The 14,483-nt window shown below is 74.2% G+C and carries 17 protein-coding genes; 5 read left to right on the forward strand and 12 right to left on the reverse strand.

Translation table 11 applies throughout. The annotated features are described in order from the left end of the window. On the reverse strand, window positions 1–690 hold the full coding sequence (locus tag ACFQS7_RS23310; protein ID WP_380069539.1) for an alpha/beta hydrolase: 690 nt from the start codon (window positions 688–690) through the stop codon (window positions 1–3). A gap of 118 nt (window positions 691–808) precedes the next feature. Between ACFQS7_RS23310 and ACFQS7_RS23315 the strand changes: the two genes are divergently transcribed. Next, the gene (locus ACFQS7_RS23315; RefSeq protein WP_380069540.1) at window positions 809–1,885 is read left to right on the forward strand and encodes a hypothetical protein; all 1,077 of its coding nucleotides are present in this window, start codon (window positions 809–811) and stop codon (window positions 1,883–1,885) included. 13 nt (window positions 1,886–1,898) lie between these two features. Here the strand turns inward: ACFQS7_RS23315 and ACFQS7_RS23320 are convergent, their stop codons facing one another. Both ACFQS7_RS23320 and ACFQS7_RS23325 read right to left on the reverse strand, forming a co-directional pair. Beyond that, a complete protein-coding gene (locus ACFQS7_RS23320; RefSeq protein WP_380069541.1) occupies window positions 1,899–2,318 on the reverse strand; it encodes a cupin domain-containing protein in 420 nt (139 codons plus the stop codon). Between the two features lie 16 nt (window positions 2,319–2,334). Next, window positions 2,335–3,096 carry an SDR family oxidoreductase gene (locus tag ACFQS7_RS23325; protein WP_380069542.1) on the reverse strand — a complete coding sequence of 254 codons (762 nt, stop codon included), beginning with the start codon at window positions 3,094–3,096 and terminating at the stop codon, window positions 2,335–2,337. A 141-nt stretch (window positions 3,097–3,237) separates the two neighbouring features. Between ACFQS7_RS23325 and ACFQS7_RS23330 the strand changes: the two genes are divergently transcribed. Further along, window positions 3,238–3,702 (forward strand): carboxymuconolactone decarboxylase family protein, encoded by a 465-nt coding sequence (locus ACFQS7_RS23330; RefSeq protein ID WP_380069543.1) that lies wholly within the window; start codon window positions 3,238–3,240, stop codon window positions 3,700–3,702. A gap of 2 nt (window positions 3,703–3,704) precedes the next feature. After that, window positions 3,705–4,622 (forward strand): sigma-70 family RNA polymerase sigma factor, encoded by a 918-nt coding sequence (locus tag ACFQS7_RS23335; protein ID WP_380069544.1) that lies wholly within the window; start codon window positions 3,705–3,707, stop codon window positions 4,620–4,622. A gap of 57 nt (window positions 4,623–4,679) precedes the next feature. On the opposite strand, the gene ACFQS7_RS23340 is transcribed toward ACFQS7_RS23335, so the two are convergent. From ACFQS7_RS23340 to dut, 7 genes are all read right to left on the reverse strand, one after another. Beyond that, the gene (locus tag ACFQS7_RS23340; protein WP_380069545.1) at window positions 4,680–5,939 is read right to left on the reverse strand and encodes a DNA polymerase IV; all 1,260 of its coding nucleotides are present in this window, start codon (window positions 5,937–5,939) and stop codon (window positions 4,680–4,682) included. Then, entirely contained in the window at window positions 5,939–6,334 is a 396-nt protein-coding gene (locus ACFQS7_RS23345; protein WP_380069546.1) for a hypothetical protein, read from the reverse strand. Before ACFQS7_RS23345 ends, ACFQS7_RS23340 begins: the two co-directional genes overlap by 1 nt. Further along, on the reverse strand, window positions 6,331–7,227 hold the full coding sequence (locus ACFQS7_RS23350; RefSeq protein WP_380069547.1) for an ROK family protein: 897 nt from the start codon (window positions 7,225–7,227) through the stop codon (window positions 6,331–6,333). The genes ACFQS7_RS23345 and ACFQS7_RS23350 overlap by 4 nt, the downstream gene beginning before the upstream one ends. Before the next feature lie 94 nt (window positions 7,228–7,321). Next, window positions 7,322–8,188 carry an SH3 domain-containing protein gene (locus ACFQS7_RS23355; RefSeq protein WP_380069548.1) on the reverse strand — a complete coding sequence of 289 codons (867 nt, stop codon included), beginning with the start codon at window positions 8,186–8,188 and terminating at the stop codon, window positions 7,322–7,324. Window positions 8,189–8,225: 37 nt separating this feature from the next. After that, on the reverse strand, window positions 8,226–8,600 hold the full coding sequence (locus tag ACFQS7_RS23360; RefSeq protein ID WP_380069549.1) for a DsrE family protein: 375 nt from the start codon (window positions 8,598–8,600) through the stop codon (window positions 8,226–8,228). Further along, entirely contained in the window at window positions 8,601–9,428 is an 828-nt protein-coding gene (gene moeB / locus ACFQS7_RS23365) for a molybdopterin-synthase adenylyltransferase MoeB (protein ID WP_380069550.1), read from the reverse strand. A 25-nt stretch (window positions 9,429–9,453) separates the two neighbouring features. Further along, window positions 9,454–9,918, reverse strand: a complete 465-nt coding sequence (dut, locus tag ACFQS7_RS23370; protein ID WP_380069551.1) for a dUTP diphosphatase — start codon at window positions 9,916–9,918, stop codon at window positions 9,454–9,456. 117 nt (window positions 9,919–10,035) lie between these two features. Between dut and ACFQS7_RS23375 the strand changes: the two genes are divergently transcribed. Then, the gene (locus ACFQS7_RS23375) at window positions 10,036–11,079 is read left to right on the forward strand and encodes an alpha/beta hydrolase (RefSeq protein ID WP_380069552.1); all 1,044 of its coding nucleotides are present in this window, start codon (window positions 10,036–10,038) and stop codon (window positions 11,077–11,079) included. Window positions 11,080–11,219: 140 nt separating this feature from the next. Here the strand turns inward: ACFQS7_RS23375 and solA are convergent, their stop codons facing one another. Both solA and ACFQS7_RS23385 read right to left on the reverse strand, forming a co-directional pair. Next, entirely contained in the window at window positions 11,220–12,353 is a 1,134-nt protein-coding gene (gene solA, locus ACFQS7_RS23380; RefSeq protein WP_380069553.1) for an N-methyl-L-tryptophan oxidase, read from the reverse strand. Between the two features lie 66 nt (window positions 12,354–12,419). Continuing rightward, window positions 12,420–13,319 carry an LLM class F420-dependent oxidoreductase gene (locus ACFQS7_RS23385; RefSeq protein WP_380069554.1) on the reverse strand — a complete coding sequence of 300 codons (900 nt, stop codon included), beginning with the start codon at window positions 13,317–13,319 and terminating at the stop codon, window positions 12,420–12,422. An 86-nt stretch (window positions 13,320–13,405) separates the two neighbouring features. On the opposite strand from ACFQS7_RS23385, the gene ACFQS7_RS23390 reads away from it, so the two are divergent. Continuing rightward, window positions 13,406–14,455, forward strand: coding sequence for a TauD/TfdA family dioxygenase (locus ACFQS7_RS23390; protein ID WP_380069555.1), 1,050 nt, complete (start codon window positions 13,406–13,408; stop codon window positions 14,453–14,455). The last annotated feature ends 28 nt before the right edge of the window (window positions 14,456–14,483 follow it).

Raw genomic sequence — 14,483 nt, forward strand, 5'->3', positions numbered from 1 at the left:
TCACGCCGCCATCAGGAAGGCCAGCGCCGTCACCGCGATGTCCTCGGGCACCTCATGCCCGCCCTCGAATTCCCGGTAGATCAGCGGGTAGCCGGCCTGGCGCAGCTTCGGCACCAGGCGGCGGCTGCAGAGGTCGACGTTCAGCACCGCATCCCGGGTGCCGTGGCTGAGGAAGAGCCGCGCCCGGCCCTCCAGCCGCAGCGGCGCCACGAAGCCGGGCGAGAAGGCGAGCGCATGGGTGAAGAGCGCGCCGTTCATCAGCGCGAGGGACAGCGCGTAGGAGGCGCCGTCGGAGAAGCCCGCCACCGCGATCCGCCGGGGATCGACCGGCCAGTCCGCCAGGATGCGGGCCAGCGCCGCGTCGATCCGCGCGATGTCGGGCCCGTAGCCGCCCTCCAGCACGTCCCAGCTGCGGCCGATGCTGTCCGGCAGCACCAGCAGCGCGGCCTCGGCGACCGGGGCGATGCGGCGCAGCGCCCGCGTCGCGTCGCCGGTCGCACCGTGCAGCATGACGATCAGCGGCAGCGCCCCGGGGGCCGCGGCGGCCGGGACGCGCAGCAGCCCGTCGCGCCCACCGCCCAGCCCCAGCGGATGCAGCCCGGGCGGCAGCGGCCAGGGCTTGTCCGCCGCCGGGCCGGGCCGGGCGGCGATGCGGCCGGCGGCGTGGTCGTCGGTGTCCGGGTCGTCCATCGCGGCCTCCTCCCTCGCCAGCCTGGAGCGTCCCGGCCGGGCAGGGCAAGCGCCCGGGTTGTCACCGCGGCGATGCCGGGCCGGGCGATCCGCGGCGGCGCTGCCGCGTTGGTCCCGCATGCCCCTGCCAACTCCGCCCCGATCCCGGCGCCGCCTCGGCGCCGCGCTGGCCCTGTCCTGCCTCCCGCTTTGGCTCGCCGGCTGCAACGCCGCCGTCGGGCCGCAGCGGCTGGAAGGCGACCAGATGGGCTATGCCGATGCGCTGGGGGAAGGGCTCAAGCGGCAGATGCTGCTGAACATGGTGCGGCTGCGCTACGCCGACGTGCCGAGCTTCCTGTCGGTCAGCCAGGTGATCTCCGGCTACCAGCTGCAGAGCACCGGGCAGCTCGGGCTGAACGCCTATCCCAGCGCCGGGCCGGGCAATTACGCGACGGTCGGCGGCACGGTGCAGTACACCGCGCGGCCGACCTTCACCTTCACCCCGGTGACCGGGCAGCGCTTCGCGCAGTCCTACCTGCGGCCGCTGGCCCCGGCCGAGCTGCTGTCGCTGGCGCAGAGCGGCGCGCCGATGGACCTGCTGTTCCGGCTCGGCGTGCAGTCGGTGAACGGGCTGCCGAACGCCACCACGCAGGAGGGGCAGTCGCAGGACCCCTCGGGCGGGTTCCTCGCCTTGATGCATGCGCTGCGGACCATCCAGGCGGCAGGCGCGGTCAGCCTGCGGTTCGAGCCGGGTCCGCATTCGCCGCGGGTGTTCCTGGCGCTCGGCGACGGCAACGGGCCGACCGGGGAGGCGGCGCGGCAGGTGGGCCGGCTGCTCGGCCTGCCGCCGGGGACGCGGGAGCTGGAGGTGGTCTATGGCCGGCAGCCGCGGCGGCCCGGCCAGATGGCGGTGCTGACGCGGTCGGTGCTGCAGGTGCTGTACGAATTGGGCGCGCAGATCGAGGTCTCGGCGGCCGACGTGGCGCATGGCGAGACCCGGCCGACCGAGCCGGGCGACCGGCTGATCCGGGTGCGGCAGGGCGACCGCGCCCCGGCCGACCCTTACGCCGCGGTGCAGTACCGCGGCCGGTGGTTCTGGATCGATTCGGGCGACTACAGGTCGAAGGGCGCCTTCACCTTCGCCCATGTGCTGCAGGTGCTGGCGGAAAGCGGCCAGGGCCAGCCGACGCCGATCGTGACCATCCCGGCGCAGTAGGCGCGATGCGGCCTCAGCGCCGGTCGGGGATGGTCAGCACCGCATCGGCGGTATCGACCACGAAGACCGCGAGCAGCCGCGCCGGCGCGGTGGCGCTGGCATTCTCGCTGAGGCCATGGTGGTCGCCCGGCAGCTCGGTGAAGCTCTCGCCCGCCTGGTAGACCTGGGCCGGCCCGCCGTTGATCCGGCTGCGGATCGCGCCGTCCAGCACGGTCGCGGCGATGAAGGCGGATGGCGCATGGGTATGCGGGGGCGACCCGCTGCCCGGCCCGTATTCCACCAGCACGCCCTTCAGGCTCTTGCCCGGCAGGTTCGGCAGCGGATGGGCATAGATCTGGGTCACCCGGGCCTCCCCGGGCGGCAGGCCCTGCGCCACCGCGGCGGCGATCGAGGCCAGGAGGAAGGCGAGGGCGGCGATCGTCTTGCGCGGCATGGATGCAAGGTCCCGGTCAGGAGGCATGGGCGGGCGCGGCGGCGCGCAGCCAGTCGGCGATGCGGGTCGGGCCGAGCCGCGCGTCCTCCCCGGCGGTGAGCGCGCGGTCGTCGATGACCGCGCCGAAATACCGCGCCGCCGGGTCCGCGACGACGCGGCGCGCATCGCCCCGCGCCGCCAGGTAGCGGCCGGCGAGCTCGGCCATGCCGACGCGCTCGGGGCCGGCGATCTCGATCATGCGGTTGGCCGGCGGCTGCAGCGCCGCATCCGCCACCATGGCCGCGACATCCGCCGCGGCGATCGGCTGGAACCGCGCCGCGGGCAGCCGGATGCCGCCCGGCCCGGCGCCGCCCTCGATGATGCCGTCGAGGAATTCGAGGAACTGGGTCGAGCGGAGGATGGTCCAGGGGACCGGCCCTGCCTCGACCAGCCGTTCCTGCGCCAGCTTGGCGCGGAAATAGCCGTTCTCCTGCAGCCGGTCGGTGCCGACGATCGAGAGCGCGACATGGTGGCCGACGCCCGCCGCCGCCCCCGCGGCCAGCAGGTTGCGGGTCGAGGCCTGGAAGAATTCCATCGCCGCCCGGTCCTCGAAGGAGGGTGCGTTCGACAGGTCGACGACCACCCGCGCGCCGGCCAGCGCCGGCGCCAGCCCTGTGCCCGTCACGCTGTCGATGCCGCGGGCGGGCGAGGCGGCGAGCACCGCGTGCCCCTGCCGGCGAAGCCGGTCCACCACCTGCGCGCCGATGCGGCCGGTGCCGCCGATGACCACGATCCTCATGCCCTGCCGCTCCATTTGTCCGGTTCAGGACGAGGCGGGGCGGGGCGATGTGACGGCGACGGGCGGATTTTTCTGCCGGCGGCGGGTCACATTCGGCGCCGCTGCCTCGTCCTTGGGGCGAAACCCCTGCAGGAGCCCGCCATGACCCCCCGCCTCGACTACTTCGCCGTCGCCCCGAAGGTGCTGCAGCCCATGCTCGCGCTGGAACGGGCGGTGGCCTCCAGCGGGCTGGAACCCGGCCTGATCCACCTGGTGAAGACCCGGGCGTCGCAGATCAACGGCTGCGCCTTCTGCATCGAGATGCACACCCGCGACGCGCTGCAGGCCGGCGAGACCGCGGCGCGGCTCTTCCTGCTGGATGCCTGGGCGGAGGCGCCGCACTATACGCCGCGGGAACGCGCCGCGCTGGCCTGGACCGAGGCGCTGACGCTGGTCGCGGCAAGCCATGCGCCGGATGCGGATTATGCGGCGCTGGCGCCGCACTTCTCGGCGGAGGAGATCGTCAAGCTGTCGCTGCTGATCGCCACCATCAACGCCTGGAACCGCCTGGCGATCGGCTTCCGCGCAGTGCCGGGCCAGGCGCCGGTGGCCGCCGCGGCGGCCTGAGCATGCCGGGCGAGCCCGCTTCCGGAACCGACCCCGTCGGCGACTTCGTGCCGCTGCGGGCCGAGCTGATCGGGCTCGCCTACCGGATGACGGGGTCCTGGGCGACCGCCGAGGACATCGCCCAGGAGGTCTTCCTGCGCTGGCACGGCACCGACCGCGCGCAGGTGGTGGTGCCGCGCGCCTGGCTGCTGAAGGCCGCCGCCCGGCTCAGCCTGGACCACCTGAAATCCGCCCGGCACCGGCGCGAGGCCTATGTCGGCCCCTGGCTGCCGGAGCCGGTGCTGGACAGCCCCGAGCCGCCGCAGCAGGCGGCCCGCGAATTCGCCGACGACCTCTCGGTCGCCTTCCTGCTGACCCTGCAGCGGCTCTCGCCCGCCGAACGCGCGGTCTTCATCCTGCACGACCTGTTCGAGACGCCCTTCGCCGAGATCGCCGGCCTGCTCGGCCGCACCGAGCCGGCGCTGCGCAAGCTGGCGACCCGCGCCCGCGTCCGGCTGCAGGAGGAGGGCCGGGACCAGCCCCACCGCCAGGCCGTGACCGATGCCGAGGCACGGCGGATCGCCGGCGCCTTCCTCGCCGCCTCGCGCCGGGGCGACGAGGCGGCGCTGCGCGACCTGCTGGCGCGGGACGCGGTGCTGCTCAGCGATGGCGGCGGGCGGCGCCAAGCGGCGCTGAACCCGATCCGCGGCGTCGACCGGATCGTCCGGCTGTTTGCCAGCCTCGCCCGCAAGCGGGTCGAGGCCGCCGTGCCGCTGGTGCATCTCGGCCGGATCAACCGGCTGCCGGGCTATGTGACGCTGGAGGCGGACGGCCTGCCGCAGACCACGGCGCTCGAGCTCCGCGACGGCCGCATCGGCGCGATCTATGTCGTGCGCAACCCGGAGAAGCTGGCGGCGGTGCGGTCGCAGCTCGGCGGCTGAGCAGGTCGCGGCGCGCGGGTCGCGCCTGGCGGCGAGGCGGCCGGTCCGGCCTCGGCCCTACCGCCCCTTCAACCCCCGCCCCAGCCCCAGGGCCGCCTCACCGAATTTCGCCCGCACCGCCTCCACCGCCTGCCACCGCGCCGCCCGCTTCGGCGCGCCCGGATCGGCCAGGTCGCCGCGGTCGGCGCCGGCCGCCGGGGCCAGCGGCTGCGCGCCGATGCCGATCAGCCGGAAGGCGGTGCCGTCCGCCTCCCGCGCCAGCAGCGGGCGGGCGGCGGCGAACAGCACCTCCGGCAGCAGGGTCGGGATGGGCAGCCGGGTGTTGCGCGTGCGCTGGGCGAAGCCCGCGGTCTTCAGCTTCAGCACCACGCCGGCGGCGGCCAGCTCCTTCTCCTTCAACCGGCGGCCGAGCTTCTCGCACAGCCGCCAGAGCGGCGCCTCCAGCGCGGCGAGATCGGCGAGGTCGGCATCGAAGGTGGTCTCGGCGCTGACGCTCTTGGTCTCCCGCGCCGGGTCGATCCGGCGGCTGTCCTCGCCGCGGGCGCGGGCGGCGAGCCCCGGCCCCTCCTCGCCGAAGCGCCGCGCCGCCTCCCGCGCATCCAGGGAGGCGAGCTGGCCGAGCCGGGTGAAGCCCGCCGCCTCCAGCCGCCGCGCCAGCGCCGGGCCGACGCCGGGCAGCACGGTGACCGGCTGCGGCGCCAGCCAGGCGGCGGCCTCGGCCGCGCCGACCACGGCGAAGCCGCGCGGCTTGTCGCGCTCGGCCGCCAGCTTTCCGAGCAGCCGGTTCGGGGCGAGGCCGATCGAGACGGTGACGCCGACTTGGGTCTCCACCGCGCGCGCGAAGCGGGCGAGGACGGCGGCCGGCGGCGCCTTGTGCAGCGCCGCGGTGCCGGCCAGGTCCAGCACCGCCTCGTCGATCGAGAGCGGCTGGACCAGCGGCGTCAGCGCCTCCATCAGTTCCCGGATCTGCCTTGCCGCGGCGACGTATTTCGCCATCTCCGGCTTGATGACGACGGCATCGGGGCAGAGCCGCAGCGCCTTGAACATCGGCATCGCGCTGCGCACGCCGCTGGTCCGGGCGATGTAGCAGCAGGCCGAGACCACGCCGCGATGGCCGCCGCCGACGATCACCGGGCGGGCCAGCAATTCCGGCCGGTCGCGCTTCTCGACGCTGGCATAGAAGGCGTCGCAATCGACATGCGCGACGGTCAAACCGAGCAGCTCGGCATGCCGGACGACGCGGCGGGAGCCGCAATGCGGGCAGCGCGCCCGGTCCTCCGGCACGCCCAGGAAGCAGTCGCGGCAGAGCGCGGGCATCAGCCCTCCTGCCGCACCCGGAAGGGCTGCGCCGCCATCCAGGCCAGCAGCAGCAGGCCGATCGACTCCTCCACCCCGCCGCGCGGCGGGCGCTGCGCGGCAAGCCCCGTTGCCTCGAAGGCGGCGCCGAGGCCAATCTCCGCCAGCAGCACCAGCAGCACCGCGGCCAGCGCCATGCCGGCGCGCGATTCGCGCCGCGCATCCACCGGCAGGAAGCGCACGGCATAGCGCGCCGCCAGCCAGACCAGCACGGCCATCACCGCGGCTTCCACCACCGCCGCGGCCAGGCTGCCGATGCTGGGCGCCAGCGCCAGGTCGCGGATCGTCCCCAGCACCGCGCCGGCGAGGAAGGCGAGCAGGCCGTACAGCAGGCCGGGGCGGATGCCGGCCATCATCGCGCGGCGTCCCACAGCCGCGCCGCGCCCAGCACGCCGGAGCTGTCGCCGTGCCGGGCGCGCAGCAGCGGCGTGGTCACCGTGTCGCTGAAGACGTGCGGCGCGATGCGCGCCGGGATCTCCCGGTACAGGTGTTCCATGTTCGACAATCCCCCCGCCAGGACGATGCAGTCCGGATCGAGGATATTGACCACATGCGCCAGGGCCCGCGCCAGCCGGTCGGCGTGCCGCTCCAGCGCCGTGGCGGCCGGCGCATCGCCGGCGGCGGCGCGGGCGGGCAGGCCGCTGGCGTCGCGGGCGCCGGGGCCGTCCGCCGCGGCGGCCAGGGCCGGGCCGCAGAGGAAGGCCTCGATGCAGCCCTGCCGGCCGCACCAGCAGCGCGGGCCGGGGTATTCCTCGGCGGTCATCCAGGGCAGCGGGTTGTGGCCCCATTCGCCGGCGGCCCGGTTGCGGCCTTCATGGATTCGCCCGCCCGTGACGATCCCGGCGCCTACCCCGGTGCCGAGGATGACCGCGAAGACCGTCGCGTACCCCGCCCCGGCGCCGTCCGCCGCCTCGCTCATGGCGAGGCAGTTCGCGTCGTTCGACAGCCGCACCGGGCGTCCCAGCCGGGCCGCGAGGTCGGCATCCAGCCGGCCGCCGTTCAGCCAGGTGGAATTCGCCCCGCGCACCAGCCCGGTGGCGGGCGAGAGGCTGCCGGGGATGCCGATGCCGACGGTCGCCGGCCCGCCGAGCTCCGCCTCGGCCGCCTCCACCAGCGTGCCGGCCAGGGCGATGACCCCGGCATAGTCGCGTGGGGTCGGCGCCCGGCGGCGCAGCCGGACCGCACCGGCCGCGTCCAGCGCGGCGATCTCCGTCTTGGTCCCGCCCAGGTCGATGCCGATGCGCCACATGCGGCGAGGGTGCGGGGGCGGCGGGCGGATCGCAAGGCCTGGGCAGGCGGCATCCCCCGTCCGCCCGGGGATCACCGCCGCGCGGTGCCGCGGCTCAGTTGATTGCCTCCTCCGCCGCCACGCCCCAGATCTCGGACCGCCGGATCCAGCCGCGGTAGTCGCCGACCTTGGCCTCGCACCAGGGGCTCTCGGCCTCGCATTTGCGGATCGCGCCGATGACCCCGGGCTTGAGCCGGGCGACCGGGTCGGCGGCATCCTCCGCCCGGCGGCGCAGCGCGCGTTCCTCCCCCAGCACCAGGAAGCTGCGGCGGGAGGTGAGCAGCGGCCGCTGCACCCAGCCCTCGGTGCCGTCCGGGTCGCGGATGCGGCGCCAGTTCTCGTGCTCGTCGACGATCTGCACCGGCAGGTCCTTGCGCTGGTAGGTCCACTCGATCTTGTAGCGCAGGTCGGGGCCGATCCGGAGGTTGACCTGGTTGGAGCCAAGGGCGGCGAAGCGCGGCAGGGGCAGGCCGGTGGCGCTGCCGACCGCGGGCTTCGGCGGCAGGGCCGGGGCGGCAGGCTTGGCCGGGAGGACGACCGCGGCGGCCCCGGCGGCGGCCCCCGCGGCGGCGGCGGCGGGCGCGGCCTTGCGGCGGGCGGCCGGCGGCGTGGCCGGCTTGGCGGAATTGCTGGTGCCCGGGCGCTGCTGCAGGGTCGGCGGCGGGCGAGGCGGCTTTTCCGCCTTGGCCGGGACCGCCTTCTCCGGCTTGGCCGGAGCGGCCTTGTCGGGCTTGGCCGGCGCCGTGGCCTGGGGTTTCGCGGGCGGCTTCGGCGGGCCGGGGGTGGGGATGGGGGCCGGCGCGGGCGCGGCGGCGCGCGGCGGCGGCAGGCTGCCCGGCTGGCCGAGGCTGGTCTGTGCCCAGGCCGGCAGCGCGAGCAGGAGGAGAAGCGCGGGCAGCGCGGCGCGGATTGGGTTCGTCACCCCGCTGGCATGCCAAGCCGACGCCGTCCGGGTCAAGCTAGACGGTGACGATCTGGCCCTCGCCGACCGCGCCGAGGAAGGTCACCACCCCGGCGACCTCGACATCGGGCAGCAGGGCGGCGGCGGGGATGGCCTCGGCGCGGAGGCCGGCCTCGCAGGCGATGCGGCGGATGCCGAGCTCGCCGGCGGCGTCGAGCAGGCTGGCGAGGCCGGCGACGCCGCGTTCGGCCAGCATGGCCTCGCGCGGGTCGGCCGGCAGGGGCTGGTCGGCCAGGAACAGGCGGCAGCCGGCATTGGTGGCGAAGAGCGTGACCGGGCGGCCCAGCGCCGCGGCGCCGGTGGCCAGGACCAGGGCGTAGTGCGCCCGCTCATGCCCGCCCGAGAGCAGCAGGATGCCGAGGGGCTGCGCCATTCAGGCGGAGCTGCAGACCAGCGGCGGCGGCGCGGCATGGGCCGCGAGGTCGCGGATGGTCGCCGCCTCGCCGCAGAGGGCGCAGCCGGGGTCGCGCTTCAGCCGGATGGTGCGGAAGCGGGTGTCGAGCGCGTCCCACAGCAGCAGCCGGCCGGACATGCCCTCCCCGATCGAGAGGATCTCCTTCAGCACCTCGGTCGCCTGCAGCGTGCCCATCACGCCGGTGACGGCGCCGAGCACCCCGGCCTCGGAGCAGGAGGGCACCAGGCCGTCCGGCGGCGGTTCCGGGTGCAGGCAGCGGTGGCAGGGGTGCGGCGCGCCGAGATGGGACTTGTAGGTGGAAAGCTGCCCCTCGAAGCGCAGCACCGCCGCCGAGACGAGGGGCCGGCCCAGCAGGTGGCAGGCGTCGCCCAGCAGGAAGCGGGTGGCGAAATTGTCGGTGCCGTCGCAGACCAGATCGTAGCGCGGGATCAGCGCCCGGGCGGTGGCGGCATCCATGCGCACCGGATGGATGTCGACGGTGACCTCGGGGTTGAGGCCGGCCAGGGTTTCCGCCGCGCTTTCCGCCTTGTTGCGGCCGATGCGGGCGGTGGCGTGGATCACCTGGCGCTGCAGGTTGGACAGTTCCAGCGCGTCGTGGTCCACCAGGCCGAGGGTGCCGACGCCGGCCGCGGCCAGATACAGCGCCAGCGGCGCGCCGAGCCCGCCGGCGCCGACGATCAGCACGCGGGCGGCGCGCAGCTTCGCCTGGCCGATCGCGCCGACATCCTGCAGCAGGATGTGGCGCGAATAGCGGTGCAGCTCGGCGTCGGTGAAATCGAGGTCCATGGGAACGATATGGGGCCTTGCGGGATCAGCGACCAGTGCTGCCGAAGCCGCCCGCGCCGCGCCCGGAGGGGGCGGTGAACTCGTCCACCACGGCGAAGTCGGGCCGGACGATGGGGACGAAGGCCAGCTGCGCGAAACGGTCGCCGGGCGAGAGGCGGATCGGCGGCGTGCCCGCGGCGTTGCGGTTCCAGGCGCTGACCATGATGGGGCCGGTATAGTCGGCATCGATGAGGCCAACCAGGTTGCCCAGCACCAGCCCCTGCTTGTGGCCGAGGCCCGACCGCGGCAGCACCACCGCCGCCAGGCCCGGATCGCCGATATGGATGGCGATGCCGGAGGAGATCAGCACCGGCGCGCTGCCCGGCGCGATCTCGACGGGCGCGTCGAGGCAGGCCAGCAGGTCGATGGCGGCGGCCATCGCGGTCTGGTAGCGCGGCAGGCCCCAGTCCCGCAGCCTGGCATCCAGGATCTTCAGCTCGATCGACGGCATCGCGGTCTCCCTCGCCCCGGGTTCCGCCCGCAAATGGGGGCCGGGTCAAGCCCCCCGCGGCTTGCCGGCCGGCGGTGCCTGCGGTGGAGTGGCGGCCAATCCAGGAGGAAACCGGCCATGCCCGCCCTGCGCCATGCGCTCGCCGCCGCTGTGCTCGCCTATGCCCCGGCCGCCCTGGCCCAAGGGTCGCCGCCGCGCGACCTGCCGGCCCGCAGCCTGCCGGTGCCGGGCACGGTCAGCCCGCAGATGCAGAAGATCATCGGCCTGCCGCTGCGCACCGGCTGGAACACCCCGCCGACCACGCCGGAAGGCTGGCGCAAGCTGGCCGAGGCAGGCGCCGCGGCGACCCGGCAGGGCCTGCCGGGCCTGAAGGACCGCCTGAAGGTGGATGTCGAGCCGGCCGAGATGGGCGGGGTGAAGGTCTTCCGCGTCACCCCGCGGGACATCAGGCCGGAGAACCGCAACCGCCTGCTGATCCATGTCCATGGCGGCTGCTACGTGCTGAACCCGGGCGAGGCCGGGCTGCCGGAAGCCATCCTGATGGCGGGGCTGGGCGGCTACCGGGTGGTCTCGGTGGACTACCGGATGCCGCCGGAGGCCTATTTCCCGGCCGCGCTCGACGACGTGATCGCGGTATGGCAGGCGGCGCTGCGCGAGCACGACGCGAAAAACATGGCGGTCTTCGGCTCCTCCGCCGGCGGCGCGCTGACCCTCGAGATGGTGCTGAAGGCCAAGGCCATGGGCCTGCCGCTGCCGGCGGCGATCGCGCCGGGCACGCCGATGTCGGATGCGACCGGCGCGGGGGACAGCTTCCAGACCAATGCGCTGGTGGACAACGTGCTGGTGGCGGTGGACGGCTTCTGCCACGCGGCCACCGTCTTCTACGCCAATGGCCACGACCTGGCCGACCCGCTGATCTCGCCGGTCTATGGCGACGTGCGCGGCTTCCCGCCGACCATCCTGACCAGCGGCACGCGCGACCTGCTGCTGAGCAACACGGTGCGGATGCACCGCGCGCTGCGCAACGCGGGGGTGGAGGCGTCGCTGCAGGTCTTCGAGGCGCAGGCGCATGCCTACTACAACCGCGACGACACGGCGCCCGAGACGCGCGAGGTCTTCGGCGAGATCGCCGGGTTCTTCGACAAGCACCTGGCGCGGTAGGAAGGTTGGGGAGGGAAAAAGGTATTCCCTCCCCAAACCCCACCCTTCCCTTTTGTGGGTTGGCACCTGCCGCGCGGCGGGTGCCAGACTCACAGAAATAGAGGTGGGTCCAGGGAGGATACTTCCTCCCCGGCCTTGCCCTATTGCAACCGCGCGAGCCGCAGAAAGTCGATCCCGTGCCGCGTGCTGCCGTCGCCGGTGGCAAGGTCGGCCAGCACCTCCCCCACCACGCTGCAGAACTTGTAGCCGTGGCCCGAGCAGGGGGAGGCCAGCACCACCTGGGGATGCGCCGGATGGTGGTCGAGGATGAAGTGCTCGTCCGGTGTGTTGGTGAAGATGCAGGCGCGCAGCGCCATGGTCGGGCCGGTGCCCTGGGGGAAGTAGCGCTCGGCGAAGGCGCGCAGCAGCGCCTCGTCCGCCGCGTCCACCTCGCGGCGCATCGCCTCGGCGGGCATGTGTTCCGCGCGGTGGTGGTAGCGGCCGAATTTGAAGCCGGGGACCTCGACGACGGGGAAACCGTAGTAGCGGCCCTCCCCCACCTCCAGGTTGAAGACCGGGAAGCGTTCCGGGGTGAAGAGCGCCGGCGCCTGCGGCTGCAGCCAGGCCAGCACCTGGCGTTCGGGCACCGCGACGCCGGCCAGCAGCGGCGCCAGGTCGGCCATCCAGGCGCCGGCGGTGAGGATGAGGCGGCCGGCCTCGTAGCGGCCGCGGTCGGTGGTGACCACCACACCCTCGCCGCCCGGCCGCGCCTCCCAGCCCAGGACCTGTTCGCGGGCGTGGATCTCGGCGCCCGCGGCCTGGGCGGCGCGGACATGCGCGACGATGGCGCGTTCGCTGAGCAGGTAGCCGCCCTGCGGCTGGAAGATCGCGCGGTGGCGGCTGGGCAGCCGGTAGCCGGGGTAGCGGTCGTTGACCTCGGCGCCGGTCAGCACGGTGTGCTCCAGCCCGTGCAGTTGCGCCGAGGCCAGCGCGCCATGAAAGATCTCGCCATCCTCCGGCCCGGCATCGATCGAGCCGTGCGTCACCAGCACGCGGTCGCCGGTCGCCGCCTCCAGCTCCCGCCACAGCGCATAGGCGCGGCGCAGCAGCGGGACATAGGCCGGGTCCTCGTAATAGGGCAGCCGGATGATGCGGGTGACGCCGTGCGAGGACCCCATCGTGTGCGGGATGTCGAAGCGTTCCAGCCCCAGCACCCGCTGGCCGCGGCGCGCGAGCTGCCAGGCGGTGGCGCTGCCCATCCCGCCGATGCCGACCACGATCACGTCGAACGCCATGTCCTACCTCGATCCAAGCCGGGCCAGTATGCCACGCCGGGCCGGTGCCTGGCTGCCCCGTCCGGGTCAGGCCAGGTCGGCGACCGCCGTGCTGAACCGCCGCATCACCGCCAGGTGGTCGGCCAGGCCGCGGCCCGCGATGCGGCGGTGGTGGCGGCGGTTGAAGGTATTGGTCAGCGTCAGGTGCGTCGCGCCGAGGCGCTTCCAGTACAGCGCCTCCTCGCGCCAGGACGCCTCGTCCCCGGCGCCGCCGGAGATCCAGACCTCGAGCCCGACCGAAGCCGGGTCGCGCCCGGCCGCCACGGTCAGCCGCCGCAGCGTGTCCATCTCCGCCTCGATCCCGGCGCCCGGCCCATGGGCGTTCATGATCCAGCCGTCGCCGATCGTGGCGATGCGTTCCAGCGTCTGCGGCACATGGCCGCCGAACCAGACGGGGATGCGGCGGTTGACCGGCAGCGGGTTGATCCCGGCATCCTCGATGCGGTGGTACTTGCCTTCGAAGGTCACGTGCGGCTCGGCCCAGAGCTTCTGCATCACCACGACCTGCTCGGCGGAACGCCGGCCGCGGTTGGAGAAATTCTCGTTCAGCCCGGTGAACTCCACCGGGTTCCAGCCGACCCCGACGCCGAGCCGGAACCGCCCGTCGCAGAGCACGTCGAGGCTGGCCGCCTGCTTCGCCACCAGCGCCGCCTGGCGCTGCGCCAGGATCAGCACCTGGGTGGAGAATTCGGTCGTCGGCCGGCACACCGCCGCGAGATAGGCGAAGCAGACGAAGGGGTCGTGGAACAGGTCGGCCGAGGTGTTGCGCTCCCCCCAATCGGGGCGGGAGGCGGCATTCACCCCGAGCACGTGGTCCGGCAGGCCGAGATTGGTGTAGCCCATGTCTTCCGCGGCGCCGGCGAATTCGCGGATGGTGGCGGCATCGCCGCCGATGTCGCTGAGCGGCAGCATGACTCCGAGGCGCATGGGACCTTCCTCCTGTTCGCGGGCAAGCTTGCTCCGCGGCCGCGGCGATGGCTAGGCTCGCGGCGGGAAGCGACGAGGATGCCAGCATGCTGACGCCGCGCAGCGGGCCGCAACTCTGGTACGGGCCGGAGATGGCGGCGCGCCAGGACTGGGTCCGGCCGCTGACCACGGCCGAGATCGCCGCGCTGGAAGCCGCCGTCGCGCGGCTGGACGCCACCGGCATCGACATCGCCGCGATCGGCCCGCAGCACCTGCGGGAGCCGGCGTTGCAGCCGCTGGTCGAGGAGATCCGTGCCGCCACGCTGCATGGCCGCGGCTTCATCCTGGTGCGCGGCGTGCCGGTGCAGCGCTGGACCGTGCGGCAATGCGCCCTCGCCTATTTCGGCCTGGGCACGCTGCTGGGCGAACCGGTGTCGCAGAACGCCATGGGGCATATCCTTGGCCATGTGAAGGATATCGGCGCCGACTATGCGCGGCCGGAGCACCGTGGCTACCAGACGGCGGCGCGGCTGCCCTACCACTGCGATTCCTCCGACCTTGTTGGCCTGCTCTGCCTGAAGCCGGCCAAGGCGGGCGGCAAGTCCAGCATCGTCAGCAGCTGGGCGCTGTTCAACGAGATGCTGCGGCGCCACCCCGACCTGCTGGCGGAACTGCTCGCCCCGGTCTACCGCGACCGGCGCGGCGAGGTGCCGGACGGCGCCGAGCCCTGGTATGCCGTGCCGGTGTTCAGCCCGATGCCGGAGGGCGGGCTGGTGGCGACCTATGTGCGCAGCGCCATGCGCAAGGCGCAGCGCTTCCCGGAGGTGCCGCGCACGACCCCGGCGCTGGAGGCCGCCTGCGACGCGCTGGATGCGCTGGCCGAGGATCCGGCGATCCATCTCGACATGGATTTCCGGCCCGGCGACATGCAGTTCGTCAGCAACCACTGGATCATGCATTCGCGCACCGCCTACGAGGATTTCCCCGATCCGGCGGACCGCCGGCACCTGTTCCGGCTCTGGCTGGCCTGCGCCGACGGGCCGGCACTGCCGGAGGCCTACACGGCGGCCTGGCAGGGCGCGACGGCCAGGGGCCGCCCGGCCGGCATCCGCGTGCCGGGCGTGCCGCTCTCCGCCCCGCTGGACGGCGGCTGGTAGCCTCCCGTCGGGGGCGGAATGGCGCTAC

The sequence above is a fragment of the Dankookia sp. GCM10030260 genome, assembly GCF_042666655.1.
Classification (GTDB): domain Bacteria; phylum Pseudomonadota; class Alphaproteobacteria; order Acetobacterales; family Acetobacteraceae; genus Paracraurococcus.

Bases quoted from the DNA above. Each gene is read 5' to 3' on its own strand.
- ACFQS7_RS23310 (WP_380069539.1), bottom strand. From the start codon at position 690: ATGGACGACCCGGACACCGACGACCACGCCGCCGGCCGCATCGCCGCC.
- solA (WP_380069553.1), bottom strand. From the start codon at position 12,353: ATGGCGTTCGACGTGATCGTGGTCGGCATCGGCGGGATGGGCAGCGCC.
- moeB (WP_380069550.1), bottom strand. From the start codon at position 9,428: ATGGACCTCGATTTCACCGACGCCGAGCTGCACCGCTATTCGCGCCAC.
- ACFQS7_RS23345 (WP_380069546.1), bottom strand. From the start codon at position 6,334: ATGATGGCCGGCATCCGCCCCGGCCTGCTGTACGGCCTGCTCGCCTTC.
- ACFQS7_RS23340 (WP_380069545.1), bottom strand. From the start codon at position 5,939: ATGCCCGCGCTCTGCCGCGACTGCTTCCTGGGCGTGCCGGAGGACCGG.
- ACFQS7_RS23330 (WP_380069543.1), top strand. From the start codon at position 3,238: ATGACCCCCCGCCTCGACTACTTCGCCGTCGCCCCGAAGGTGCTGCAG.
- ACFQS7_RS23360 (WP_380069549.1), bottom strand. From the start codon at position 8,600: ATGGCGCAGCCCCTCGGCATCCTGCTGCTCTCGGGCGGGCATGAGCGG.
- ACFQS7_RS23390 (WP_380069555.1), top strand. From the start codon at position 13,406: ATGCTGACGCCGCGCAGCGGGCCGCAACTCTGGTACGGGCCGGAGATG.
- ACFQS7_RS23350 (WP_380069547.1), bottom strand. From the start codon at position 7,227: ATGTGGCGCATCGGCATCGACCTGGGCGGGACCAAGACGGAGATCGCC.
- ACFQS7_RS23335 (WP_380069544.1), top strand. From the start codon at position 3,705: ATGCCGGGCGAGCCCGCTTCCGGAACCGACCCCGTCGGCGACTTCGTG.
- ACFQS7_RS23385 (WP_380069554.1), bottom strand. From the start codon at position 13,319: ATGCGCCTCGGAGTCATGCTGCCGCTCAGCGACATCGGCGGCGATGCC.
- ACFQS7_RS23320 (WP_380069541.1), bottom strand. From the start codon at position 2,318: ATGCCGCGCAAGACGATCGCCGCCCTCGCCTTCCTCCTGGCCTCGATC.
- ACFQS7_RS23375 (WP_380069552.1), top strand. From the start codon at position 10,036: ATGCCCGCCCTGCGCCATGCGCTCGCCGCCGCTGTGCTCGCCTATGCC.
- dut (WP_380069551.1), bottom strand. From the start codon at position 9,918: ATGCCGTCGATCGAGCTGAAGATCCTGGATGCCAGGCTGCGGGACTGG.
- ACFQS7_RS23315 (WP_380069540.1), top strand. From the start codon at position 809: ATGCCCCTGCCAACTCCGCCCCGATCCCGGCGCCGCCTCGGCGCCGCG.
- ACFQS7_RS23325 (WP_380069542.1), bottom strand. From the start codon at position 3,096: ATGAGGATCGTGGTCATCGGCGGCACCGGCCGCATCGGCGCGCAGGTG.